Consider the following 24,329-nt stretch of genomic DNA (forward strand, 5'->3'; position numbering starts at 1 on the left):
AAGTTTTTAGACGGATAAAGACAAAAAAAACGGCTGCCCATCATGGACAACCTCCCTAAACAGCCGATGGCTGAAGTATCGCGCTTTATTCAACGGTTATAATCGTTCCTTCCATTCCCGCGCGAAACGAATAAGCCTCGCCCTGCTTTTTATCCAATAATGCTGCGCCAACGGGGGATTCCGGCGTAATCACCGTTACCTCGGCCCCGTCGTTCTGCACCTCCACGCCGCCCCCGCACTTAAGCAGGAAGAAAAACAGCGGTTCGCCGCTCATCCGGGCCTGCACGAGCGCGCCCACACCGATCGGCTTTCCCAAAAAGTCCGAAGGAACAAAACCCCGAAGCTCTTCCACCTGCATGGCCAGCGCCTCGAACTGCTTGGCATGCCCGCGCGCCAGATACGACTGCTCCAGCCCGCAGGTGTCCCACTTGGTCTCGGCCTTCGCCTCGCCATGGGTCGCCCCAGCCGACGCCGTCTCGTTAGCCGCCAGCTGCCGCCGAAGCTCCTCTTCGAGCTCCGCCTGCACCGCCTTCAATATTTTCTTCTTATCCATAATGCAGTTCAAAATACACATCGCGCCCCCATTACGAAACCGTAATGAACAATTGAATGTTTTCCAGCGGTTGTAACTGCTAGCCTACTCGGCATGAAGGTGCTCGTGGTTGAAGATGAAGAGAAGATTGCGTCGTTTGTCCACAAGGGGCTCGAGACGCAGGGGTTTTCGGTGACGGTGGCCGACAACGGCGACGACGGCTTTGCCCAAGCGGCATCCCAGGCGTACGATGTCGTCCTGCTCGACATCATGCTGCCCGGGCGCGACGGCCTCTCCATTCTGAAAGAGCTACGGGAGCAACAGCATTCGGTTCCCGTCATCCTGCTGACCGCGCGGTCGGAAGCCAACGAACGCGTTGGAGGGCTCAACCTAGGCGCGGACGACTATGTCACCAAGCCCTTTTTCATGGACGAGCTGCTCGCCCGCATCAATGCCGTTGCCCGGCGCACCAGCGTGCTCCATGCCGGACCGCTGACGCTCAACCTGATTTCCCGCGAAGCGCGCTACGGCGACGAGGAAATTATTTTCGCCCCGCGCGAATTCAGCTTGCTTGAGCACCTGATGCGCACCCCCGGCAACGTTTTCACCCGCACCCAGCTGCTGGAGCAGGTCTGGGGATATGGGTTTGATCCGCAAACCAACCTCGTCGATGTCTGCATCCGCCGCATCCGCGAAAAGATCGACCGCGACGGCCGCCAATTCATCGAAACCGTCCGCGGCGTCGGCTACCGTTTCAATAAAGCCGAAACGTGAGGCGTGAGGCGGAACAATTCTTAACACTTAAAACCTAACCACTTAAAACTCCAACCATGATCCGTTCCTTCAAACTAAAGATTGCCCTGTTTAGCGTGCTGCTGTCGGGTGCGATGCTTTTGGCGTTCGGGCTGTTCTTTCTCCAAATGTCGTACAAGATCGGGATCGACCGCACCGACCGCGAGCTGCGCGCACTCGTTGATGCCGACATGAGCAAATCCCAGCCTTCCAACCACTGGAACCGCTTTAACGACTCGCTGACCGGCTTCTTTGGCGAAGCCGCGGACAAACAATTTCTTTTGCGCATTAGCGATAAGCAGAACCAGCCTCTTTTTGAATCGGCTCAATGGGAAGAAGAACTCGTTGGCGCCGTACTGCCATCCGCACCGGAAGCACCGCCGGCTGAACGGCCTTCCGAAAAACAACGCACGGGCCGGCAGCGCAAGAGTGACCGCCCCCCTCCTACAGTGCTACCTCTCGGCGAGGCTAGGTTCATCACCATCAACAGTTGGCGCATCATGACCGTTGGCAACGCGGAAATCACAGCACAACTCGGGATCAGTCTCGACTCACTGAACGCGGAAATCGCCCGTTTCCGCAACGCGTTGCTGCTGGCCGTGCCGGTTGCGCTACTACTGATGATCGGCGGCGGGTGGTTGCTGGCCCAGCTTGCCCTGCGCCCGGTCAACACCATTGCCCGCACAGCCAAAAAGGTAACCGCACTCCATCTGGATGAACGCATCCCCGCCACCAAGGCCGATCATGAATTCCGACAACTCATCGACATCATCAACGAAATGCTCAACCGGCTCGAAGCCAGCTTCCAGCAGGCTGTGCGCTTTAGCGCCGACGCCGCCCACGAACTAAAGACCCCGCTGACCATCCTGCAGGGCGAACTTGAAAACGCCCTGCAAGCCGCCGCCGACGGATCGGCTGATCAACGCACCTATAAGGAATCGCTCGACGAAGTCCAGCGGCTTAAATCCATCATCCGCAAGCTGCTCCTGCTTGCGCAGGCCGACGCTGGCCGGCTGCCGCTCAACTTCCAACCCTTGGAATTTTCAAAGATGATCGAAAACCTGGTCGAAGACATCGGCATCCTCAATCCTGATTTGGAAACGGTCGCCGACATCCAGCCCGGCGTCACCATTGAGGCAGATGCAGGGCTGATTGGACAAATCATCCAAAACCTCGCGAGCAACGCCGTCAAGTTCAGTCAGGGCGAACCGCCGGTCACGCTGTCGTTGAAACAAAAAGACGCCGGCGTTGAGTTCATGATTTCAAACCGCGGCCAAACCATCCCGGCAGAAGACCGTTGCAAAATCTTCGACCGCTTTTACCGCACCGACAAAGCCCGCAGCCGCAAGACCGACGGCACCGGCCTCGGCCTAAGCCTCGCCCGCGAAATCGCCCTCGCCCACAGGGGCACGCTTGAATTAATGGAATCCAACGAAGACATAACCACCTTCCGCCTAATCCTGCCGGAAGCAGTCAATGACTGATGCCGGAACGTGCAATGGATAATCAGGCGGTGATTTCGATGCGGTTGTTGTCGGGATCGAGGATAAGGCTTTCGTAACACCCATCACCGGTACGGCGCGGGCCGTCAACGACAGTGTATCCGTCCTGGCGAAGTCGGTCGGTTAAAGCGTCAACGTGCTTCTCGCTTTCTGTTTCAAATGCTAGATGCGTCAACCCCTGCGCTTGTGCGAATGGATCATTAGCCGTGTCTGGAATGGAGTCATTTTGCATAATTTCCAGGCGCGCCCCCGACTCAAAACTTAAGAAAAAGGAGGAGAATCCTTTTTGGGCATTGATATACCTGTCGTTCGAACGGGCATCAAAATACGTGATGTAAAAGGTGCGAAGGCGATCGATGTCGCGCGACCAAACGGCCATGTGTCCGATGTTCATTTTAATCTCCGATGGATTTCATTTATTCGTGCGTGGTTAATGCAATCAGGCGTTCTGAACAAAACAGCATAGACACCGCGAGAAGCAACATGGCGCCTGGAAGCAGGCTGGCCGAGGTGTACTGCAAAAAGACCCCTGCCAGCGGCGATAAAAACGTGTTGCCCAGATAGGCAAAACCCATCTGATAACCAACCAGGATCTGCGAACTGTTACGCCCGAAGCGCACGGGAGTTTCGTGCAGCATCGAGGGGAAAACAGGAGCCAGACCCAACCCAATTAAAACGAGAGCCAATCCGCTTAAAAAGGAGATGCCGGGCACAAGCAGCAACACAAGGCCACCAATCGCAAGCAACATGCCCCCGCGAATCATCTGTACATTATTAAACCGAATGGAGATGAAGCCGGAAACAAAGCGGCCGGCTGTAATTCCTCCATAATAAAGCGCAATCCAAAAGGCGGCCCGCTCAATCGAAAAGCCGCGGCTGCGCACCAGAAACGAGCTGCCCCACAGCCCCAGTCCTGCTTCGACCGCGCAATAGAGCGCCATGACCGCAAAGGCATAATTCACGCCCTTCAAACGGAACGGGTTTTCTTTGGATTTGGTCTTCTCGGTTCCCCCCTCGTCTTCTCGATGCGTCGCAGGAACCTTTTTCCATAGCGGCAGGGTTAGAAAAAGAATCAGCGACAAACCAAACTGGATAAGAGCGATCGAGCGATATCCGGCGCGCCAACTATCGGTCTGAGTGATGCTGAACGTCATGATGATCGGACCGAGAGTCGCCCCGACCCCCCAAAAGGAGTGCAGCCAGTTCATGTGCTTGGCTTTAAAGTGAAGCGCCACATAGTTATTCAGCGCGGCATCCACCGCCCCCGCGCCCAGCCCCAGCGGAACGGCAAAAGCCAGCAACCATCCATAGGCGGGCGCCCACGAGATTCCCAACAACGCGGATGCCGTGATCACGCAACTGATGAAGGTAATCCGCCCCGCGCCCAGTTTTTTAATGATATGACCACTCGCAAAACTGGAAATGACCGTACACCCCACAATGACCGCCGACACGAGGCTGCCATCGCTAAGCGAAAGCAACCACTCGGGGCTCATGGCGGGCAGGCTGACCCCCAGCACCGAGTCGGGGAGGCCGAGGCTGATGAAGGCAAGGTAAATTACAAGAAGCAGCAGAATAATGATCATGTTCAAACTTCGTATATTAAATTTTTATGATTTGAATCCCGCAGCTCAATTGCTGCAACCCGGAAAACGTGAGTCCGGCAAGATAGCTCGCGTGAATATCGCATTCGAAATGCAGTTCCGGAACATGGTTGGGCAGCGACGATGAAGAAACAGCGCGTTGGATTGCATCTTTGTGCTCATCGCGCAGCCACTGCCCCGCCAGCACAATCGATTCAGGGTTCAACAGACAATCGGTCGAAAGCACCATTTCGGAGGCAAACCGGGCAAACCGGTCGATGGTCTGCTGCGCCTGGGCCTGATCGTGCCGAGCAATGCTGAGCGGCATATAAGAAACCTCACCGGCAAACCGGTTGCGCCCACGGATGACCCGGCCATTCACCACAATCCCTGCACCCGCGATCCCGTCCTCTGGAAAATAGATATACACCAGACTCTCAGGCTGGAGGTTCGTGCGCTGGTGATAAAACCCCAGCGCGGTGGCGTTCACATCGTTTTCAACAGTTACCGGGCAATCCAGCATCTCATTCAGGTGCGAGGCCAATGCCACTCCGTTGAGTGACTCAACATCGCAACCTTCAATCAAGCCTTCATTCACGACCCCGGGAACCCCCACGCTGACCGATTCCACCTGCTCGTAGCGCGCTGCCCACAGCTTTGCTTGCCCAACAATGGAATCGACATCAATTTCCGCAACTTCAGCAAACGATTCATCCAGCACCTCGCCCCTCAAATCCACCACGGCGGAATAGATGGTTTTCATGCTCCCTTCCAGCCGCAGATAGATCACCAACACCAACGCGTGCCGGGCATTATAGGCAAAGCGCCGCGAGGGGCGCCCGCCAGTGGATGAGGCCAACGCCACCTCCTGCACTTCACCTCGCTCAAGCAATTCACTCAAAATATTGCCGCACGACGCAACACTCAGCCCGGTCTCTTGCGCCAGGCTGTTTTTAGTGCAGGTTTCCGACTGTCTCAATGCATGCCGCACCCGATCAACATTCACCTGCTTCAATTTAATCGTGTCAAAATTCACTTTCATCACCTCTTGCCGAAAGTGGTATTGACAGCAAGCCTGCACCCCGCTGTCTACTCAAAAAATCGTATTCCGCACCGCTTGCGCAACGTCACGTCGCGCCACGCCTGTTTCCTTATCCTGCGATTCGGCATGACGGCGAATAATCACACGGTCTTCTCCTGTTCCTTTGACGGTGCTTACTGAAATAGCAAAAGATGCCAATCTGCTGTTAGGCGGAATGAAGAAGTTGTATTTTTTTCATCCGTGGCAATCGCTCAATACTCTCTCGGAAAACAGGGGTTATCCAGTTTATACTCCAACTTGCCACATCGTGGTGGCCTTACCGGTTCTGCGTTCCGATCACCCCGGAACATTACGGAACCGTAATTCAAAGCTGTTCGATAAATTTGCCGCCCGCCCGTTATCTTGTTGAACCAAAGGAAAGGAACAGTATGAAAACTCTAATCTCAGTCGCACTCATCGCCACCTCCGCATGGGCGGCCCCCGAAACCGTATTGATCCTCGGTGGCTCGTTCGAAATGGGCGATCACCACGACCTCGGCGGGCGCGAGCACCGCAACGACGAACTGCCCATCCGCACGGTGCAGGTTGCGCCTTTCCACATTGGAAAATATGAAGTCACCACCGCCGAATACTGCGCATTTCTCAACGGTGCCGTGGTCGTGGTCCGCGACGGCTTGGTTTTTCCAAAGACAGGAAAAGCTCCCCTTTGCGACACCCGCCTAAGTTCCGAATACAGCCGGATCGGTTTTGACGGAAAACAATTCAAGGTGCTCGACGGCAAAGAAAACCATCCCATGACCGGAGTCCGCTGGGCGGGCGCAGCAGCGTATTGCGATTGGCTGAGCGACCAGCAGAACGCCGAACCCCGCTATCGCCTCCCCACCGAAGAGGAGTGGGAATATGCCGGGCGCGGCGGACGGCATAACCCCTACTGCATTTTCCCGTGGGGCGACGACGACAATCCCGCCCGCGCCAACTGGCCCAACTCCGGCGATCCCTTTGAAAAAGGCAAGCTCCCCTACACCACGCCGGTCGGCTACTACGACGGCTCCAACCATGACGGCTATCAAACCCTCGACGGCTCCAACGGCTATGGCCTGCACGATATGGCGGGCAACGTCTGGGAATGGTGCAGCGACCTCTATTCCCAAAGCTCCGCCGATCCAGACATCGCCAAACCGATGCCCGACGGCAAGGACTACCATGTGCTGCGCAGCGGCAACTGGTTCAACGGCGAATGGGGCCACTCGCGCGTCTCCAACCGCAACCCCGGCTATTTCCGCGGGCCGCAGGACCCGAACCACCCCTACTACCACATTGGCCTGCGCATCGCCCGCAGCGCAGCCGACCTCCCGCTGATCGCGGGCGAGCTCCAAATCCTGGGCGACAACTTCCAATTCACCGAAGGCCCCGCCAGCGATGGCGAAAGCAATGTCTATTTCACCGACATCCGCGCCAACCGCATCCATGTTTTCCCACCCTCTGGGAAACTGGAGGTCTTCCGCGAAAACTCCGGCGGCGCCAACGGGCTCTATTTTGACCGAGACGGCAACCTGCTCGTCTGCGAAGGCATGAACGGAAAATTGACTTCCATCTCGCCCAATGGCGACGTGGCCGTGCTGGCCGATGAATACAACGGAAAAGGATTCAACAAACCCAACGACCTGTGGATCGACCCCAAGGGTGGCGTCTATTTTACCGACCCAATCTATGGCCGAACCGAAAAGAAGCAGGACGGCGAACACGTCTACTATCTCCTGCCCGACCGCTCGAAGGTTATCCGCGTCATTGATGATTTTACCCGCCCCAACGGCCTCATTGGCACATCCGACGGCAAGACCCTCTATGTCGCTGACCACGGTGCTTCCAAGATTTGGAAGTATGCCGTCAACGCCGACGGCACGCTGACCGGTAAAACCTTTTTTGCCGACTGCTCCAGCGACGGCATGACCATCGACTCGCAAGGAAACATTTACGCCACGCAGGATTCCGTGCTCATCTTCAGCCCCGACGGCGAACAGATTAGCGAAATAAAAACGCCCGCCCGCCCCACCAACGTTACGTTTGGTGGCAAAGGCAACCGCACCCTGTTCATTACTGCGCGCACACATCTTTGCGCAATTCAAATGAATATTGGAGGGACGACCTCCGTGTCGTCCACCCGTACGCAAAGGACGGGACAGAGCCCGTCCCTCCAACAGGGAAAACGCCCGCAGGGCCGGCCGGATAAACCGTGGTTGCTCGAACACGCCAAAGAGCTGGATGAGAACGGCGATGGTGCCGTGGCTCGGAAGGAAATGCTCGACGAGGCGGAAAAGGCCTTCAAGCTTTACGACAAAAACAACAATGGCGAACTGGCCTCATCCGAACTCAAGGGCAAAGGCATGGCCAAGTCGGCCATGGGCGGATTCATCAAGCTGCACGCCGAAGAGCTCGACAGCAACAGCGACGGCACCATCACCCAAAAAGAGATGCTCGACGAAACCGCCAAGCTCTTCGACAAGTCCGACAAAAACCGCGACGGAAAAGTGGATGCCAAAGACCAATCACGCCGCACGCCTCAATCGTCACGCCCACAAGGCGGCGGAAACCGTTTTGCCGAAATGGACTCCAACAAAGATGGCGCTGTTTCCTTAAAGGAATTCGTGGCGCAGGAGAAAAAGAAAAAAGGCCAGGTGGATGAGTCCCGCGCCCGGCAGAAATTTGAACAAATCGATAAGGATGGAAACGGAAAGCTTTCCCAGCAAGAAGTCGAAAATGCACCGAAAGGCAAAGGAGGCCGCAAATGAAAAAACTAATCCTACTCTTCACCCTCATCACCTTAAGCGCTAGCGCGGTTGAATACCGAACCTTCACCGCACAGGATGGGCGCACACTCAAGGCCAAGGTGCTTGCATACAACGGAACCACCGGCCAAGTGCAAATCCAGAGGGAAGACAAAAAGAAACTGACCGTGGCCAGCGCCGCGTTTTCAAAAAAAGACCAAACCTACATTGCCGCATGGCAAGCCGCACTGGAGTTTATGGCGCCGGGCAAGCTTAAGCTTGAGCTTAAACGCAACGAAGTAAAGAGCTTCAAAAAGGATCATGAGGCCGACCTCAGCAAAATCAAAACCGGCAGGGGCGGCGAAAGAGACGGCATCGAAATAATCGCCACCGACAAGAACACCCAATACAAATTCGACCTGCAAATCGAAAACAAGGGGTCGGTGCCGCTGAATAAGGTGACCTACGAATATCGCGTCTACTACGAGCAAGAAAAGCCGGTAAAGGATGCGGAAGATGAAACGCGGCGCAAAGAGAGTGGCGAAAAAGACACCGATGAACGGGTGCGCTATAATGCCGTGAACGAAAACAAAGTGAAGGACGGCAGCGCCCGGCTAAAACCCATCAACCCCAAGGATTCTAAAGTGATGTCCACGGGCATAGTGACCATCCTCAAGCGCACGGCCGGCAAGCCCTATCAGGATAAAATCAACCTCAAAGGTTCTCTGGCTGGTGCATGGGTGAAGCTGACCATGAAAAGTCCGGATGGCGAAACCCTCGTCCGCGAAGTTGCCTCGCCCGCCAGCATCATGAAAAAATTTCCGTGGGATCCTGTAGAGGAAAAATAATGAAACGAAGAATCTTCATCTGGGAAATCACAGTCGCATCCGTGGTATTCAATCAAAATTCGGCACTCGGAAATCAAAAATCGTCTCAGCCCAACTTTATCTTCATCCTCTCCGACGATCAGGACTGGACGGAGACCTCGGTGCAGATGCACCCCGATCTGCCGAACTCGAAAAACCGCTACATCGAAACGCCCAACCTCGAAAAGCTGGCCAGCCAAGGCATCGTGTTTTCGACGACATATGCCCCCGCGCCCGTCTGCTCGCCGACGCGCATCAGTTTGCAGACGGGCAAGAGTCCAGCGGCGCTTCACTGGACGAAGGCCTCAAACCCCGTCACGGCCGCTGACAATTTTCCGTTGGTTCCGGAGCGCATCAACAAAAACATCCCCGCCGACGAAACCACCATCGCTGAAATATTGAAAACAGCCGGTTACGCCACCGCGCACTATGGCAAGTGGCACCTTGCCGGCGGCGGACCTGAAAAGCATGGCTACGACGAATCCGACGGCGACACCAGCAATCAGGATGCGGCTCCGCACATTCCGCCCAATCCCGTCGATATCTTCGGCATCACCGAACGCGCCTGTGCCTTCATGGAAAAAAACGCCACGGCGGATACGCCCTTCTTCATGCAGCTCTCGCACCATGCCCTGCATTATCCCCAGAATGCCGACCCGATCCTGCTCAAAAAATACGCAAGACTATCGGGTGGCAGCACGGAAGATAAAAACGTGCGGCGCATGGCCACAGATCAACACCAATGAACACGGGGTTGGCAAGTGTAGTATCGTTTCACCTTGCGAAGCGAGGAAAACGACCCCCTGCGACAGAACAACGCTGTCCCCGCAGCGCGGGGAGAAGCGTTCTCTACACTTGAACCTCGCTAAAGGCATACGGTGGCATGGATTGCTCGTCCGGCCTACTGCTTATTTTCCAAAGGAGCGGCGACGAGGTGACGGAGGGTAAACCGAACCATGTCATCGTACGAAGCGGCGGGTGAGTTGTAGTCGGCATCGGTTTTGCACATGCATTCGATGCCCTGTTTCTTCATGGCGGTTTCGAGATAGGTTCCAAAGTTTGGATGATGAATATTGCCGTCGGTGCGGGTCCGTTCCGAATGAAAGATAAAGACCGGCGGATCGTCCGGCGTGAGGTGGTTGATGGGAGAGGCATCCTTGATGAGCGCGTCGAGCTTGGCATCGATTTCTGCCGTTTCCCAGTTCCAGTCGGCGGGCAGGCCGTAGAATGGTTTCAACGCGCTGTCATCAAAAGCATTGCCGGGGATGATTTTCTTGATGACGCGCGGGTCAAGAGTGGACTGCATGCTGAGCGCCAGCGCACAGCTGACCCGGGTGGAAAGGCGTTCAACCGGATCGTTGCTTTTCGGATCGGCTAGATCGTCGTGAAAGGCCAGCCACTGGGAAATGCCGGAACCGGCAGAGCCGCCGCCGACGGCAATCCGGGCCGGATCGATATTCCATTCCGCCGCTTTGGAGCGCAGGAACTGGATCGCCCGGGCACTGTCGTGCATTTGCATGGGATAGGGGCCGATCCCAGACAGGCGATAGTTGATGGAGGCCACGGAGACGCCCGCTTTCAGGAACGGTTCCAGCAGCTGGGCATTTGCGGGCGCTTTGTCGCCGCCCCGGAATCCGCCGCCGTGAATCCAGACGAATAGCGCGGCCGGCTCGGCCGACTCGGCTTTCCAGAAATCAAGCTTCATCGAGGAGTGGCTGCCGTAGGCCACGTCGGAATAGGTCGGGGCAACCCGGTTGGTGCGCGGTTGCTTGGTTCTGCGATCACGCGCCTTCAGCGCCTCTTCCACGGTCAGGATTCCATCGCGGTTCAGATCCAGCTGCGGGCGCAACTTGAGCAGTTCGGCCAGTTTCGGGTTATCTTCGGAACTTCGCCCCGGGCGCTGGGCAAAAACAGCGGATGTTGTCAGCGCCAGTATGGCAAGAATGCAGTTTTTTTTCATGGATAGACTCCCTGAGTTTTCTAATAAACGCGCGACTCCGTCTTTTTCGTGCAATCAGAGCCATAGAAGTGATTCTATGGCCACGAATTAACACAGAGCAACACGGATTTCTGGAGAAAGTGTGGAGATCGTTTCACCGACCACCGGGAGGAAAACAAATAAACGCACATGTTAAGCGCTGTTGAATATTCGGATAGCCAGTCCCCATATTCCATGAGAACTAAACCGCATCGGCACAAGCGTGCCGATGCGGTTTAGCAATCATTGCGGTGCCGCTATTCCGCGATGGATATGGCCTCTACGGGACATGCCTCCGCGGCTTCCCGACAGGCGGCTTCGGCCTCGGCGGGAACGGGTTCCACTTTTGCCCGAGCCACATCACCATCCATTTCAAAGACCGCGTCGCAAATCTGTACACAGACTCCGCAGCCGATGCAGCTGTCTTTATCTACCGTTGCTTTCATTATTTTCCCTCCATCATGGCGGCGACATCCGCTTCGACTTCGCCAATCGGTTTGATGTCAAAATTATCAACCAGCACCTTAACCACGTTCGCCGACAGGAACGCCGGGAGCGTCGGTCCAAGACGAATGCCTTTAACACCGAGGAAGAGGAGCGCCAGCAATACGATAACCGCTTTCTGTTCATACCATGCGATATCATAGGAAATCGGAAGATCATTGATATCGTCCAGACCGAAAACTTCCTGCAGCTTCATGGCAATCACGGCCAGCGAATAGGAATCGTTGCACTGACCGGCGTCGAGTACCCGCGGAATGCCGCCAATATCGCCAAGCTCCAGTTTGTTGTAGCGATATTTCGCACATCCAGCCGTCAGGATAACCGTATCCTTCGGCAGGGTTTCGGCAACGTCTTTATAGTAGTCGCGCGTTTTATGACGCCCGTCACAACCGGCCATGACCACAAACCGTTTGATGGCGCCGCTCTTCACGGCATCAACGACTTTATCGGCCAGCTGCATCACCTGATGATGGGCAAACCCGCCGGTAATCGTTCCGGTTTCAATTTCTACAGGAGCCGCACAGGTTTTGGCCTGTTCGACGATTGCAGAGAAATCCTTTTTGCCGTCTTCCGGACGGTCCGCAATGTGCGCAACGCCGGGATAGCCCACAGTGTTGGTGGTATAGATGCGGTCTTTATAGGCCTCCTTCACCGGAACAATGCAGTTGGTGGTCATCAGGATAGGGCCATTGAACGTGGTAAACTCTTCACCCTGCTTCCACCAGGCATTTCCATAGTTGCCATGGAAATGATCATACTTTTTAAAGGCGGGATAATAGTTTGCCGGCAGCATTTCGCCATGCGTGTACACATCGACGCCCGTTCCCTGGGTCTGTTCCAGCAGCTCTTCCATATCTTTCAGATCATGGCCGGAAATCAAAATACCCGGTTTAGAGCCCGCGCCGATATTCACTTCGGTCATTTCAGGGTTGCCGTAGGTTTCGGTGTTGGCCTGATCCAGAATCGCCATGGTTTTCACACCCATTTCGCCGGTCTTCATCGTCAAGGCAACGAGTTCATCAACCGAAAGATCGCGAGTGGTCGACGCCAGCGCTTCCATCATGAAGGCATAGAGGACGTCGTCTTCAAAATCGAGCACCGCCGCATGTTCGGCATAAGCCGCCAGCCCTTTCAGACCATAAACAACCAGCTCCCGCAGCGAACGGATATCTTCATTTTCAGTCGCGAGAACACCAACGCTTTTTGCTTTCTCCAAAAAAGCATCCATGCCGTCCGCCGTCCAGGTGACAGAATCATGCAGGTTTTCCGCCGCGTCCATCGGCATGGCATGCCTGATCTTCAGGGCTTGCTGAATCAACTCGGCAAACCGGTCGTTGTCAAAGTTGGCATTGGTGATGGTGGCAAAGAGCCCTTCCGCAATAAAACGGCCTGCTTTACGGTCAACCATCTCCGCCTTTTCGCCTTTGATGGAAATGCCCTTTAATAGATAAATCAGCAAATCCTGCAGATCAGAGGTTTCACCGGATTTCCCGCACACGCCACGCATGGTGCAGCCTTCATTTTTCGCTGTTTCCTGACATTGATAACAAAACATGACTATAGTTTCCTTAGGGTTATTTTTTAAAGTTCTCGGGAGCATACCCCGTTGCAACATCGCGATTCTTTTCGCCGAAATTTTCGCTCAGCTTCCCGGACACCTGTTCTCTGGAAAGCCCTTCATCTTCGAGGGTTTTGACGCACTGGTACGCGGCAAACAGCTGCGACGGCCCGATTTCCGATGCAAAATGGCCAGCGCCCTGATTCCATACAAACAGACTGAACAGCTCATCCAACTCCGCCACCGTGGTTCCGGCGGCATAGGCTTTAACCAGTTCGCGCGTGGCCTGCCGATATCGATGCGCTCCAACCGCATTGGAAAGAGAAAGGAGGTACTTGGTCCTCTGATCAATCGCCGGGTTTTCCTTATTCCACGTCAGCTTCCAGAAATTACCGATAATCTTCGCCAGCTCCTCATCGGTCTTTCTGAAATTCATCAGAGCCAGTGGTTTCAGCGGCGGTGTTTGTTTGCCTTCACTCATTGCATTCTCCTGTCTGTGTAATCTTGAAATGAACTCGTTTCGAAATGATGGAGCCAAGTATGCACAGATCAGCAGAGAAAACCTTGACGTAAATCAAGTACTGGGATTTAAGTGTTTTCTCTTTAGTTGATCGCACAGCTGTAAGTCTGTTGTCTTTTTCTCATTTCAAACCGGGCGACAAACACCGCCGCTAAAAAGAAAAAGGATGAATTACGAAAGACGACCTCTGCTCCCTGCACTTTCATGAGGGCGGCGTTAATGGATCTTCCGCAGGCGCCGCCCAGAAACAGGTTAAAGCCGAAGATCGACACCACCATGCCTTTGTGTTCCTTGCGTCCTCTTGTGGCCAATATTCATCTGCGTCTATCTGCGTCATCTGCGTCATCTGCGGGTTCCCTTCTCCATTACCAAACCGTAATGCAACATCCGTTGTGTTTTCGCCCGCTGGATCGTTATCTTCTCAACTGAAACAAGGAGCAACATATGAAAACAACACTGATTGGGCTTACTCTTTTGACCGCACTCGCAACGCTAGGCATCGAAAAGCAACCGCACCGCTCGCCGGAGGATTCGTTCGGCGAAACCAAGCGCCAGCTCGGACTGATCAAGAACACGGACAAAGCATTCCCGGGATACACGCTTTTCGCCCCGAAGCATTTCACGAAGACGTACTTGATGGACAACAACGGGATGATCGTGAACGAGTGGGCAAGCGAATATGAGCCGGGGCAGTCGGTTTACCTGCTGGAAAACGGCAACATGCTCCGTTGCTGCCTCACGAAAAACAAGGCGTTCATCGGCGGAGGCGAAGGCGGCCGGCTGGAGGAATATGACTGGGATGGAAATCTGGTTTGGGAATACTGGCTCTCTGACAACAAAAACCTGATGCACCACGACATTGCCCCGATGCCCAACGGAAACATCCTCGCGGTGGTCGTGGAGCATAAGTTGATGGAAGAAACCATGCAGTCCGGCTTTAATCCGAACATGCTGAAGGACAGCAAGCTCTTCCCCGACTACATTGTCGAAATTGAAAAGACCGGCCCCAAGTCCGGCAAGATTGTCTGGCAGTGGCATGTGTGGGATCACCTGATTCAAGACTTCGACAAAACCAAAAACAACTATGGCGATGTCGCCGCCAACCCCTGCAAAATCGACCCGAATGGATCCGGTCGCCGCGCCAAGGCGTTCTGGAACCACTTTAACTCGATCGACTACAACGAGCACCTCGACCAGATCGTGATCAGCTGCCGCGGCAACAGCGAGTTTTGGATTATCGACCACGGCATCACCGTCGCAGAAGCCAAAGGCCCGAAAGGCGACCTGCTCTACCGCTACGGCAATTCTTCCACCTATCAGCGCGAAGGCAAACAGACGCTATTCCAGCAGCACGACTCGCAATGGATTGCTGAAGGCTGTCCGGGCGCTGGAAATATCCTCGTTTTCAACAACGGCCTGGGCCGCGGCTACACCAGTGTGGACGAGCTGGTCATGCCGATCAAAAAAGACGGCAACTATGAACTTCCAAAGGGTGGAACGTATGGCCCCGACAAGCCGGTCTGGAGCTATACCGACCCAGATCCAAAAACCTTCTTCTCGCAGGAAATCTCCAGCGCGCAGCGCCTGCCCAATGGCAACACGCTCATTAACGCCGGCGTCCACGGCACGGTGTTTGAAGTGACGCCCGAAGGCGAAACCGTGTGGGAATATGTAAACCCCGTCACCATGCACGTACTGAAGCAGGGCGACACCGTCCCGCTCGACCACCGTTACCACGCACAAAACGCGCTCTTCAAGGTACACCGTTACCCGCTCGACTATGCCGCCTTCAAAGGCCGCAACCTAAAGCCGAAATATGCGCTCGTCGAACCGCTTCCCAATCCCGTATCGCCGGAAGTCCGCGCCGATCATGAACACGCGGATAAAAAGCCGGACGACAACAAGCGAGGCGGAGGAAAACGCGGTGGAAAGAGAAAGTAGACGGAGCTTCCAGCTCCGTTTGATCGAACCAAACACGTTGATGATGCAAAACGGAGCAGGATGCCCCGTCTACGATGGAGAACAAAATGAAAGCAACTAGACAAAATATTAGCCGCCAAAGAACGCATAGATCGCAAAAGAAAACTCCTATTGCTCTGCTCTGTGTACTTTGCGCTCTTTTGTGGCAAAACGTCTCCGCCTACGAATCGTTGCAGGGGCCGACGGAGCTGCTCTACTGGAACAAGGAAAAGGCGTTCAACGGCTACACCCTGTTCGCGGCCCATGGCCGCAGCTACCTGATCGACATGGAGGGCCAGTTCGTGAACGAATGGCCCATCGGCACCAACCCGCGCTTTTTGGACAACGGAAACCTGCTCGATGCCATGCAGGATGATCCCAGCTCCTTCAAGGGATTCCAAGAACTGGACTGGGACGGCAACGTCGTTTGGACCTACGAGGAGAAGCGTCCCAATCACGCGCCGCACCACGACTTTGTCCGGATTTTCAACAAAAAGCTGAACGCACCGACCACGCTCTATATTTCCGGAAAAACCATCACCCGCGAAATGGCGCTGGCCATCGGCGTTGATCCCGCGAAGGCACCGTCGGAAGGCGGCGAAGGAAACCGCGGCGGACGGCTGGCCAAGGGCGGCAAGACGATGGTCGACGCCATCGTGGAAGTCGACATGGACGGCAGCGTGGTTTGGGAATGGTGTTTCTTCGACCACCTCGTGCAAAACCTTGATCCGAACAAACCGAACTATATCGAAAACATTGCCGATGCTCCCGGGCGACTGAACATGAACCTGCCCGGCAAAGGCATGCGCGGCGATTGGCTGCACTGCAACTCGATGGACTACAATCCCGAACTCGATCAGGTGGCAATCAACTCCGTGCAGGGCGAGTTCTACGTGATTAACCACAACACCACCACGGAAGAGGCCAGGGGACCAAAGGGCGACTTCCTCTACCGTTTCGGCGACCCCGCCCGCTACGAACAGGGCGACCGTCCCAGCATCAACGAAAACTGGACGAAGGGTTCCTCCGGCCACAAGCAAATCGGTGGCGCGCACGACATCCAATGGATCGATGCCGGCCTCCCCGGCGCCGGCAACTTCCTAATCTTCAACAACGGGCAATACCTGTTCGAACAGACCGCGCAGTCGTACATCTACGAGATCGATGGGTACCGAAAAGCGGACGGCTCGAAAAGCGCCAGCTACGTCAATCCGCCCGACGCCGGTTATGTCCGCCAGTCCTACCACCCCGACATGCATAAAGTTGCGCGCAACCTTTCCAACCAGCTCGTCTGGCTCTACGGCTCTAAATCGAACCAGGGCTTCTTCAGCCATATTGGCGCGGGATGCCAGCGCCTGCCCAATGGCAATACGCTGATCTGCTCCGACACTGAAGGTCACTTTTTTGAAGTGACGCCCGAGTGCAAACTGGTGTGGGAATACATTAATCCGATCACCAAGGAATTCGGCGTGCTCAAAACCATCGGCGACATGATCCCCATGGCCAACTCCGCCTTCCGCTGCTATCGATATGCAGCCGGCCACCCCGCACTCAAGGGAAAAGGCCTGACGCCCAAAGGCCTCATCACCGACGTCGTCAACCGCCCCGCCCGAAAAGATCCTGCCGAAGAAAAATTCCCGCAGCCCAATAGCGTAGACGATGCTTCCAGCTTCGTTAAACCTGAACGGACTACCGAGTCCACGCAACGGAGCAAGATGCTCCGTCTACAATCCGGTGGCGACCGCTTCTCCCGCATGGATAGCAATTCCGACGATTCGGTTTCGTTCGAAGAACTATGCGCTCAGGAAAGGGAAAAGCGCGGCGGGGAACTCGACGCGGGACGAACCAAGCGCAAGTTCGATGAAATCGACACGAACAAAGACGGCGCAATCTCAAAAGAAGAAATGGACAAGGCCCCGAAGGGAAAAGGCGGCCGGAAATGAAGTTCCGTATTCTATTGATCATCATTGGAAGCATTGCCCTTTCGACCAGTGCCCAGCGCTCCGGTTCGGTTCCTCAGGGCGGCGTACTCAGCTGCGGACCGCTTCCTGATTTGAATGCATTCACGGCCGAAGGAAATCCCGTAAAACTGCGCGAGCTGTGTAAAGGAAAATACACGGTCCTGAAAGCCGGATGCCTGACCTGCCCGGAATTTCACAGAAGCTATCCCGGGGTTGAGACGGCCTATGCGGACTATGCCCCCAAAGACGTCCAGTTTTTCTACTTCTACAAAAGCCTGCGTCACCCCGAACTCAACGGATACGTGCAGGCGCAGAACATGCGGGAGCGTCTGCTGCAACTCGCCGAAGCCCGCAAAAAACTGGGCACCAAAGCACCGTGGATTGCCGACACCATCGACGACTCCATTCGGATCGGCCTGCGCTCGGGTTCGAATTCAATCTATCTGATCGATCCCGATGGAAAGATCGTCTGGGCCGCTCCAAAAATGGATGCGGACGGACTGCGCACCGCGCTCGCCAAAGCCGCCGGCCCCGTTGCCAAGCCCACCAAGGTCAGCGATCTGGATCTAGCGCAGGTTGAGAAACAAGCCCGTGCCATCAACGAAGACTCTGAGCTGGGCGTGGCCCGTCCCGACGGGCTGTCCATTCTCTCGATCATCCCAGCCAAGCCGGAAGAAACCTACTATGTAAAGCTGCGTGCAGAGGCTGCGCCCGAACTGCTTAAGACCGGAACCGGCCGTCTCTTTCTGGGATTCTACCCCGACCCGATCCACCACGCCCATTGGAATAATCTCGCGCCGCCGATGAAATATTCGCTCACCCTTCCGAAGGGGGTCACGGCCACACCAGCTGAAGCCTCTGCAAAAAAGGGGCCAGGCGACAGCGATACCCAACCGCGCCAGTTCTGGGTCAACATCACCGCAAACAAACCGGTCGAGGCCATCCAGCTAAAGCTGAACTATTTTGGATGCACGCCGGATCTCTGTCTGGCGCTGACCCATGAATATACCATTCAGCTCAAAGCAGAAAACCGGGGGTCCAGCACCTATGGAATGAATCGGGGCAAAAAGGGCCGTAAAAAATAGATGAAACATCCACATTGGAGAACTAAATGAAACGAAGATCTTTCTTAGCAGCCACCGGTGCAACCCTGCTATTCAATCAGCCCGAAAGCGAAGCGATAGATAATTTGCGGCAGCAAATAACGACCAGAGGGAGTGGTTCATCGGCATTCGGAAATCGGAAATCCCCTCCACCCAACTTTGTCTTTATCCTGATCGACGACATGGGCTGGGGCGATGTCGGCTTTATGGGCAACACCTTTATTGAAACCCCAAACATTGACCGCATTGCGAAGGAGGGCATGGTCTTTACCGATGCTTATTGCAACGCGCCCAACTGCGCGCCGACACGCGCCTGCATCATGACCGGGCAGTACATGCCGCGCCACGGCGTCTACACGGTCGGCGAATCCAAACGCGGCGACACCCGCAACAAGCTGATCCCGATCGAAAACACGCAGCGACTTCCGGCGAACTCGGTAACCGTTGCCGAAGCACTGAAGAGCGCGGGCTATACCAGTGCTTGCGTCGGCATGTGGAACCTCGGTCGCAGCCGCGAAAAAGAAAGCATGCCGCTCGCCCGCGGATTCGACTATGCCATCGAACCAAAGAAGCTCGGGTTCCAGCATCAGCTCCCCGGCTCTGACAGCCGCAATTCGGGCGGCCCAGCGCTGAACTATTTCGAGGGAGACGACTATCTGACCGACCGATTGACCGACAAAGGCATCGAGTTCATGGAGAAGGCCAATAACCAACCGTTCTTTCTCTACCAAGCCTACCACGCCGTTCACCGCCCCTATCAACCGAAACCGGAGCTGGTGAAAAAATATGAACGGAAAAAGAACAACCCGCGCGGCGATCTCGTTGAATATGCCGCGACGGTCGAGGCGGTCGACCAAAACGTCGGGCGGATTTTCCATGCCCTGAAAAAGAACGGGCAGCTCGAGAACACCATTATCTTTTTCTTTTCGGACAACGGCGGGGACCTAGGTCAGAAGAAGGGAACCAATGCACCGCTTAAAGGCGGGAAGGGACAACTGTTTGAAGGAGGCATCCGCGTTCCTCTAACTATCTGGGGTTCAACATGTGTCACACCTGCGCAGGTGTGTCATGTCCCCGTAATGAGCTTTGACTTCTACCCGACCATGCTGGAACTGGCGGGAGCGCCGTTGCCAAAGAACCATGTGCTCGACGGCAAAAGCCTGGTTCCGCTGCTGACCGGCAAAGGAACACTGAAACGCGATGCACTCTACTGGCACTTCCCGTGCTACCTCGGCAAAACCACGCCCGCCGGCGCGATCCGCCAAGGCGACTACAAGCTCATCGAATATTTCGAGGACGGGCGCTTGGAGCTGTTCAACTTAAAGGACAACATCGGCGAGACCGACAACCTCGTTGCAGAACAACCAAAGATAGCCGCCGAGCTGCACCAAAGGCTCCAAACGTGGCGCAAGAAAATCAATGCTCCGGTTCCGACCGAGCCCAACCCCGACTACGATCCCTCTACAGAGAAAAAGCGCCGCAGAAAGAAAAGCGGCCTTTAGTGTCCTCCGCCAGCCTTTTCCGTCTAACGGGGCAGTTTGATGGCGCGGCGGATGTAGGTGGGCACATCAAGATCCTGATTGTCGTGGATGGTTGGATCAAGGTTGGTGAAGCGCCCTTTTCCCGCTGTTTCGAGCGGGAGTTCGCCCTGCTCGGACCGCTTCCCAAACAAGACCATCTGTCGGTTGGCATCATCGACAAGCGCCTCGCGCCACTGTTCGGCCACCAGCACAAAAACCGCCAAACGCCCTTCAAAGGAGGGATCGGTCACCACGCCAAAATTCACCCAGGCATCCGGTCGCAGATTTTCCTGAACGGCATCCATGACGGTCTCAATCTCGCTCAAGCGCAAATCGGCGCCCCCGGTGATCCCAACCACCATGCCAGCCGAGCTGGCGAGCAGTTTGCCTTTGTTGAGCAACTGATGTTTTGCAAGCCCTGCAGCCACGCTGGCCGCACGGCCGCTCCCCTCCGCCTCGGCGCTGGCAAAATGGCAAAAGCCGTCGCAGTTGCGCAGCATGGTATGAATGCAGGCAAAATCCAGCCCGCACACTCCGGTTTGCGGCAGCATCCGGCCCAACGAAAAAACGGCGTCGCACATCACCTGATGGCTTCGGGCAAAGGCTTGCTCGGCCAGCAGATCGGCGTCGGCACGCTCCAGCAGCCGCTCGTTTGGAATGCGCACGATGGCGTCGGCATGCGTGCGGATGCGTTTCAACGCATCCTCGGCTATATTCGAAATTTTACGGCCTTCAAACTTAAACGGCATCGACGCCATGCACAGCACCAATGCGCCCGCTTCGCGCGCCAGCCGCGTAATGACCGGCACTGCGCCCGATCCGGTGCCGCCGCCGAGGCCCACTACAACTACGAGCAGGTCAACCTCCCGCAACTGTTTGCGGATGCCGGACGAGTTTTTTTCCACCGACTGGCGACCGAGTTCAACATCGCCGCCCGCGCTCAGGCCATTGGTGACAATCGCGCCGATATGAATGCACTCCTTCATCGGGCAGGCTTCCAGCATTTTGGTGTCGGTATCGACCACGACAGCAGACAGCGCAGGGTTCACCCGGGACATGGCCGCCACGGCTTGAACGCCGCTGCCGCCCACGCCCATCACCACCATGCGCGGAACCTTGATGTCTCCCGCCTGGCTTGATGCAACATCACTCATGGCTGCCTCCCCACAACGCATGCAGCAGCCGTTGCCTAAAGCCTCGCTCTTCCTCGACCTTGCGCAACGAGGCCGCATAACGAATGCAGCCAATGTGCGTTGCATAAAGCGGACCGGACTTAGCCGAAGGGAGACCTTGGACGTCGAACGGCTTGCCATGGGCGCATGGCGCATTGAATACTTTCTGCCCCAGATCGCGTGCCCCGTTCATAAACGCGCCGCCGCCGGTCAGCAGCACGCCGGCGCTCAACGGCACGTTCGGGCAGTGCCGCTCGATGTGCTCCTTGACCAGCGTAAAAATTTCGTCCATGCGGGCATTGATGATGGTATTGAGGGTTACCGCACGCACCATGCGGCCGGAAAAGCCTTGGGAAGCGGGCAGCGGAATATTGTGGTCACGCTCCATCAGATTGGTCAATGCACTCCCGTCCTTCACCTTGATCTCTTCCGCTTGGTTAGCCGGAATCTGCAGTCCTACGGCGATATCGTTGGTCACGTGGTCGCCGCCTACGGCAAACGAACCGGCGGCATGAATGAAGCCTTCGTTGTAGAGCACAAAGTCGGTGGTGCCGCTGCCGATATCGATCACGAGCACGCCGGCGTTTTTCTGCTCTTTGCTGACCACGGCCATGCCGGCGCACAGGCCGCTGAATACGGCGTCTGTGCATTCGATGGGCACATCATCGACCATCTTGCGGAAGTTGTCGACCGTGCTGCGCTTGCCGTGAATCGTGAGCATGTCAACCATCAGCTCTTCGCCGGCCATACCGATCGGGCTGGTTACATTGACCATGTCATCAACTTGGAAATACTGCTGCAGCGTGTGCAGCTTGATCCGGGTTTCCGGCAAGGCCACCTTACGGGCCACCTCAATCACTTCGGCAACATCCTCGTCAACAATTTCAGTAAGCTGGTTGTATTCCGGGTCAACCAGCTTGTGGATGCCGGTGCTGGTTTTGCTGACCGCCTGACCGCCGGAAGTGACCAGCATGATGGAATGGATGCGCTTGCGCCGATTGTCCTCGGCCGCCTTGAGCGCGGCGCGGACGCTGCCGATGGCATGGTCGCGGTTGATGATTTCGCCTTTGCGGATGCCACGCGATTCCGCCTCGCCGATTCCGATGACCGAAACAATTCCGTCATCGCGCAATTCCCCCACCATGACGCGCACGGTGCCGGTGCCAATATCTAAAACTGCAGTTGTTTCGATGGCCATGCTTATACCCGGAATCAATAATAGGTGACGGGCACTTTGGCCGAATCGAGAGTGAGGTCAACTTCCTTCACGCGCTGCCCCTGCCCAGTGGCAATCTTGATGACCGTGGCCAGATTTTGAAGCTTGGGCTTGAGCGAAAAGCGAGGCATGCGCACTCGGATGCCGCCCTGCAGGCGCATGTCGATGAAATCGGAATACTTAACGTCCAGACTCTCAAGACGGACATAGGCGCGCAAATAGCCGGTGCTGTCGCACAGAGCGATCACCTTCAGCGCCGTTTCCACATCCTTGTGCTCCGCGGGCAGGCCCAGCCGAAGCTCCGAATCGAGTCCTTTAATCAACGGCAGCGCGGCGGCGCTTTGGCGCGGGGGAAGCACATAGCCGTAGCGGTCGACCACGAATGGAAAACGACGCGATTTGAGCCCCTCGATCCGGGCAATTGCAACGCGCTCCTTAACCCCCACAATCAAGGTGTTCGGCAGCTTGCGTTCAAGGTAAACCGACTCAATGACCGGCACCTTGCTTAACTCCTTCTCGATGTCGCCAAACGACACGGCAAACAAATTGGTCCCCTCGCGCAGACCGGTGTATTCGCGAATGCGGTCCTCAGTCAACTTGCCGTCGCACGAAATCTCCAAATGCTGGATTTCAAACCGCGGATTTTTAGAGAAAAGCTTGTGATTGATCCATTCAAAGCCCTCCTTGACGCCAAAAACAACCCCGACAACAATCAGGATTAGTAAAAAGACCGTAAACGAGCGCCTCGCCAGCGCGGACGAGTCCGCCCCCTTGCGTTTATTCGCCCTTACATACTGCGGCTTTTTACGTGTTGTGGTCTTTTTGCGTGCGGCCATTCCCTACATCCTTAAATCAATCGAGAAACTATAGATGAGCCAACTCCATGATTCGACAACAAAGCTCTGAAAAACCGATTCCAGCCGCCTGCGCCGCCTTTGGAAGCAAGCTTGTGGCGGTGAATCCAGGTATGGCGTTGAGTTCAAGCACGTAGGGACGGCCTTCGGGCGACAGGCGGAAATCGACACGGCCAAAGTCGGAGGCACCCAAACAGTCAAAGGTTTTCAGAGCGATCGACTGAAGCTCGGCCACGGCTTCAGGTTCGAGCGGAGCTGGGACCACATATTTGGTGTCTCCCGTGACATACTTGGCCTCATAGTCGTACCATTGCGAGGCGGTCTTGATTTCCACCACAGGGAGCACCTGCCCGTCCACGACGCCGACCGTCAGCTCCCGGCCGGGAATGTATTCCTCGACGAGCGCCGCACCAGAGTGCCGGACAGCGTCGGCGAACGCCGCCTCCCACTCCGACTCCTTGAACACCAAATGGCACCCCACGCTCGAGCCCTCCCGCGGCGGCTTGACCACCAGCGGAATCTGAATGGTCCGATCCGAAGCCTTTTCGAGCAGCTCCCCCTTGGGCACCGGCACTCCGCACCGCTCCAAACACTCGCGTGTGAGCACTTTGTCGAACGAAACCCGGCTGGATGCTGCGCCGGATCCGGTAAAGGGCATTTGCATATCGGTCAGCAGCTGCTGGATTTCTCCGTCCTCGCCAAACTGCCCGTGCAACGCGATGAACACTGCTTCAACCCCGGCGGGAATAGCGAGAGCCTTCGATGCGACATCAACTTCTTCAACCGCGTAGCCACCGGCGCGCAAACCCTGCACAACCGCCGCGCCCGAGCGCAGCGAAACCTCGCGCTCCGACGAAATCCCACCTATTAAAACCGCCACCCTGCTGAATCTGTTGCCCATG

General features: G+C 55.9%; 22 protein-coding genes. 9 read left to right on the forward strand and 13 right to left on the reverse strand.

Annotation, left to right across the window (positions count from 1 at the left end):
• Positions 1-85 precede the first annotated feature (85 nt).
• Positions 86-553, reverse strand: a complete 468-nt coding sequence (locus SCARR_RS26965; protein WP_136065668.1) for a hypothetical protein — start codon at positions 551-553, stop codon at positions 86-88.
• A gap of 93 nt (positions 554-646) precedes the next feature.
• On the opposite strand from SCARR_RS26965, the gene SCARR_RS26970 reads away from it, so the two are divergent.
• Both SCARR_RS26970 and SCARR_RS26975 read left to right on the forward strand, forming a co-directional pair.
• Positions 647-1,306, forward strand: a complete 660-nt coding sequence (locus tag SCARR_RS26970) for a response regulator transcription factor (protein WP_136065670.1) — start codon at positions 647-649, stop codon at positions 1,304-1,306.
• Between the two features lie 56 nt (positions 1,307-1,362).
• On the forward strand, positions 1,363-2,808 hold the full coding sequence (locus SCARR_RS26975) for a sensor histidine kinase (protein WP_136065672.1): 1,446 nt from the start codon (positions 1,363-1,365) through the stop codon (positions 2,806-2,808).
• Between the two features lie 22 nt (positions 2,809-2,830).
• Here SCARR_RS26975 and SCARR_RS26980 read toward each other — a convergent pair whose 3' ends face one another.
• The 3 genes from SCARR_RS26980 to SCARR_RS26990 are packed head-to-tail and all read right to left on the reverse strand — an operon-like array spanning position 2,831 to position 5,451.
• Positions 2,831-3,220, reverse strand: a complete 390-nt coding sequence (locus SCARR_RS26980) for a VOC family protein (RefSeq protein ID WP_136065674.1) — start codon at positions 3,218-3,220, stop codon at positions 2,831-2,833.
• A gap of 22 nt (positions 3,221-3,242) precedes the next feature.
• Positions 3,243-4,412 (reverse strand): MFS transporter, encoded by a 1,170-nt coding sequence (locus SCARR_RS26985; RefSeq protein WP_136065676.1) that lies wholly within the window; start codon positions 4,410-4,412, stop codon positions 3,243-3,245.
• Between the two features lie 16 nt (positions 4,413-4,428).
• The gene (locus tag SCARR_RS26990) at positions 4,429-5,451 is read right to left on the reverse strand and encodes an ROK family protein (RefSeq protein ID WP_136065678.1); all 1,023 of its coding nucleotides are present in this window, start codon (positions 5,449-5,451) and stop codon (positions 4,429-4,431) included.
• Positions 5,452-5,879: 428 nt separating this feature from the next.
• On the opposite strand from SCARR_RS26990, the gene SCARR_RS26995 reads away from it, so the two are divergent.
• The 3 genes from SCARR_RS26995 to SCARR_RS27005 are packed head-to-tail and all read left to right on the forward strand — an operon-like array spanning position 5,880 to position 9,828.
• Complete coding sequence (locus SCARR_RS26995; protein ID WP_136065680.1) at positions 5,880-8,240, forward strand: SUMF1/EgtB/PvdO family nonheme iron enzyme; 2,361 nt, start codon at positions 5,880-5,882, stop codon at positions 8,238-8,240.
• A complete protein-coding gene (locus SCARR_RS27000) occupies positions 8,237-9,064 on the forward strand; it encodes a hypothetical protein (RefSeq protein WP_136065682.1) in 828 nt (275 codons plus the stop codon). Before SCARR_RS26995 ends, SCARR_RS27000 begins: the two co-directional genes overlap by 4 nt.
• Positions 9,064-9,828 (forward strand): sulfatase-like hydrolase/transferase, encoded by a 765-nt coding sequence (locus SCARR_RS27005; protein ID WP_136065684.1) that lies wholly within the window; start codon positions 9,064-9,066, stop codon positions 9,826-9,828. Before SCARR_RS27000 ends, SCARR_RS27005 begins: the two co-directional genes overlap by 1 nt.
• A 155-nt stretch (positions 9,829-9,983) precedes the next feature.
• Here the strand turns inward: SCARR_RS27005 and SCARR_RS27010 are convergent, their stop codons facing one another.
• The 5 genes from SCARR_RS27010 to SCARR_RS27030 all read right to left on the reverse strand — a co-directional run bounded on the left by SCARR_RS27010 (position 9,984) and on the right by SCARR_RS27030 (position 13,920).
• Positions 9,984-11,042 carry an alpha/beta hydrolase fold domain-containing protein gene (locus tag SCARR_RS27010; RefSeq protein ID WP_136065686.1) on the reverse strand — a complete coding sequence of 353 codons (1,059 nt, stop codon included), beginning with the start codon at positions 11,040-11,042 and terminating at the stop codon, positions 9,984-9,986.
• 275 nt (positions 11,043-11,317) lie between these two features.
• Entirely contained in the window at positions 11,318-11,506 is a 189-nt protein-coding gene (locus SCARR_RS27015; RefSeq protein ID WP_136065688.1) for a ferredoxin, read from the reverse strand.
• Positions 11,506-13,119, reverse strand: coding sequence for a hydroxylamine reductase (gene hcp, locus SCARR_RS27020; RefSeq protein WP_136065690.1), 1,614 nt, complete (start codon positions 13,117-13,119; stop codon positions 11,506-11,508). The genes SCARR_RS27015 and hcp overlap by 1 nt, the downstream gene beginning before the upstream one ends.
• Positions 13,120-13,138: 19 nt before the next feature.
• Positions 13,139-13,603, reverse strand: coding sequence for a carboxymuconolactone decarboxylase family protein (locus SCARR_RS27025; protein WP_136065692.1), 465 nt, complete (start codon positions 13,601-13,603; stop codon positions 13,139-13,141).
• Positions 13,604-13,725: 122 nt separating this feature from the next.
• On the reverse strand, positions 13,726-13,920 hold the full coding sequence (locus SCARR_RS27030; RefSeq protein ID WP_136065694.1) for a hypothetical protein: 195 nt from the start codon (positions 13,918-13,920) through the stop codon (positions 13,726-13,728).
• A gap of 166 nt (positions 13,921-14,086) precedes the next feature.
• On the opposite strand from SCARR_RS27030, the gene SCARR_RS27035 reads away from it, so the two are divergent.
• From SCARR_RS27035 to SCARR_RS27050, 4 genes are all read left to right on the forward strand, one after another.
• On the forward strand, positions 14,087-15,583 hold the full coding sequence (locus SCARR_RS27035; RefSeq protein ID WP_136065696.1) for an aryl-sulfate sulfotransferase: 1,497 nt from the start codon (positions 14,087-14,089) through the stop codon (positions 15,581-15,583).
• A gap of 86 nt (positions 15,584-15,669) precedes the next feature.
• A complete protein-coding gene (locus tag SCARR_RS27040; protein WP_168433654.1) occupies positions 15,670-17,544 on the forward strand; it encodes an aryl-sulfate sulfotransferase in 1,875 nt (624 codons plus the stop codon).
• Positions 17,541-18,647 carry a TlpA family protein disulfide reductase gene (locus SCARR_RS27045; protein ID WP_136065700.1) on the forward strand — a complete coding sequence of 369 codons (1,107 nt, stop codon included), beginning with the start codon at positions 17,541-17,543 and terminating at the stop codon, positions 18,645-18,647. Before SCARR_RS27040 ends, SCARR_RS27045 begins: the two co-directional genes overlap by 4 nt.
• Before the next feature lie 26 nt (positions 18,648-18,673).
• Entirely contained in the window at positions 18,674-20,167 is a 1,494-nt protein-coding gene (locus SCARR_RS27050; protein WP_136065702.1) for a sulfatase, read from the forward strand.
• A gap of 23 nt (positions 20,168-20,190) precedes the next feature.
• Here the strand turns inward: SCARR_RS27050 and SCARR_RS27055 are convergent, their stop codons facing one another.
• The 4 genes from SCARR_RS27055 to SCARR_RS27070 are packed head-to-tail and all read right to left on the reverse strand — an operon-like array spanning position 20,191 to position 24,328.
• Complete coding sequence (locus SCARR_RS27055; RefSeq protein ID WP_168433655.1) at positions 20,191-21,339, reverse strand: cell division protein FtsZ; 1,149 nt, start codon at positions 21,337-21,339, stop codon at positions 20,191-20,193.
• Positions 21,332-22,555: a cell division protein FtsA gene (gene ftsA, locus SCARR_RS27060; protein WP_136065706.1), complete on the reverse strand. Its 1,224-nt coding sequence runs from the start codon at positions 22,553-22,555 to the stop codon at positions 21,332-21,334. Before ftsA ends, SCARR_RS27055 begins: the two co-directional genes overlap by 8 nt.
• A gap of 14 nt (positions 22,556-22,569) precedes the next feature.
• Positions 22,570-23,409, reverse strand: a complete 840-nt coding sequence (locus tag SCARR_RS27065; protein WP_136065708.1) for a cell division protein FtsQ/DivIB — start codon at positions 23,407-23,409, stop codon at positions 22,570-22,572.
• Between the two features lie 28 nt (positions 23,410-23,437).
• Positions 23,438-24,328, reverse strand: coding sequence for a D-alanine--D-alanine ligase (locus SCARR_RS27070; protein WP_168433656.1), 891 nt, complete (start codon positions 24,326-24,328; stop codon positions 23,438-23,440).
• Position 24,329 lies beyond the last annotated feature (1 nt).

The sequence above is a fragment of the Pontiella sulfatireligans genome, from assembly GCF_900890705.1.
Taxonomy (GTDB): domain Bacteria; phylum Verrucomicrobiota; class Kiritimatiellia; order Kiritimatiellales; family Pontiellaceae; genus Pontiella; species Pontiella sulfatireligans.

Coding starts and splice junctions, on each gene's coding strand:
- SCARR_RS27000 (WP_136065682.1), top strand. CDS start 8,237: ATGAAAAAACTAATCCTACTCTTCACCCTCATCACCTTAAGCGCTAGC.
- SCARR_RS27040 (WP_168433654.1), top strand. CDS start 15,670: ATGAAAGCAACTAGACAAAATATTAGCCGCCAAAGAACGCATAGATCG.
- SCARR_RS26970 (WP_136065670.1), top strand. CDS start 647: ATGAAGGTGCTCGTGGTTGAAGATGAAGAGAAGATTGCGTCGTTTGTC.
- hcp (WP_136065690.1), bottom strand. CDS start 13,119: ATGTTTTGTTATCAATGTCAGGAAACAGCGAAAAATGAAGGCTGCACC.
- SCARR_RS27030 (WP_136065694.1), bottom strand. CDS start 13,920: ATGGTGGTGTCGATCTTCGGCTTTAACCTGTTTCTGGGCGGCGCCTGC.
- SCARR_RS27015 (WP_136065688.1), bottom strand. CDS start 11,506: ATGAAAGCAACGGTAGATAAAGACAGCTGCATCGGCTGCGGAGTCTGT.
- SCARR_RS26995 (WP_136065680.1), top strand. CDS start 5,880: ATGAAAACTCTAATCTCAGTCGCACTCATCGCCACCTCCGCATGGGCG.
- SCARR_RS27065 (WP_136065708.1), bottom strand. CDS start 23,409: ATGGCCGCACGCAAAAAGACCACAACACGTAAAAAGCCGCAGTATGTA.
- SCARR_RS26965 (WP_136065668.1), bottom strand. CDS start 553: ATGGATAAGAAGAAAATATTGAAGGCGGTGCAGGCGGAGCTCGAAGAG.
- SCARR_RS26990 (WP_136065678.1), bottom strand. CDS start 5,451: ATGAAAGTGAATTTTGACACGATTAAATTGAAGCAGGTGAATGTTGAT.
- SCARR_RS27045 (WP_136065700.1), top strand. CDS start 17,541: ATGAAGTTCCGTATTCTATTGATCATCATTGGAAGCATTGCCCTTTCG.
- SCARR_RS26980 (WP_136065674.1), bottom strand. CDS start 3,220: ATGAACATCGGACACATGGCCGTTTGGTCGCGCGACATCGATCGCCTT.
- ftsA (WP_136065706.1), bottom strand. CDS start 22,555: ATGGCCATCGAAACAACTGCAGTTTTAGATATTGGCACCGGCACCGTG.
- SCARR_RS27050 (WP_136065702.1), top strand. CDS start 18,674: ATGAAACGAAGATCTTTCTTAGCAGCCACCGGTGCAACCCTGCTATTC.
- SCARR_RS27005 (WP_136065684.1), top strand. CDS start 9,064: ATGAAACGAAGAATCTTCATCTGGGAAATCACAGTCGCATCCGTGGTA.
- SCARR_RS27055 (WP_168433655.1), bottom strand. CDS start 21,339: ATGAGTGATGTTGCATCAAGCCAGGCGGGAGACATCAAGGTTCCGCGC.
- SCARR_RS27035 (WP_136065696.1), top strand. CDS start 14,087: ATGAAAACAACACTGATTGGGCTTACTCTTTTGACCGCACTCGCAACG.
- SCARR_RS27025 (WP_136065692.1), bottom strand. CDS start 13,603: ATGAGTGAAGGCAAACAAACACCGCCGCTGAAACCACTGGCTCTGATG.
- SCARR_RS27010 (WP_136065686.1), bottom strand. CDS start 11,042: ATGAAAAAAAACTGCATTCTTGCCATACTGGCGCTGACAACATCCGCT.
- SCARR_RS26985 (WP_136065676.1), bottom strand. CDS start 4,412: ATGATCATTATTCTGCTGCTTCTTGTAATTTACCTTGCCTTCATCAGC.
- SCARR_RS27070 (WP_168433656.1), bottom strand. CDS start 24,328: ATGGGCAACAGATTCAGCAGGGTGGCGGTTTTAATAGGTGGGATTTCG.
- SCARR_RS26975 (WP_136065672.1), top strand. CDS start 1,363: ATGATCCGTTCCTTCAAACTAAAGATTGCCCTGTTTAGCGTGCTGCTG.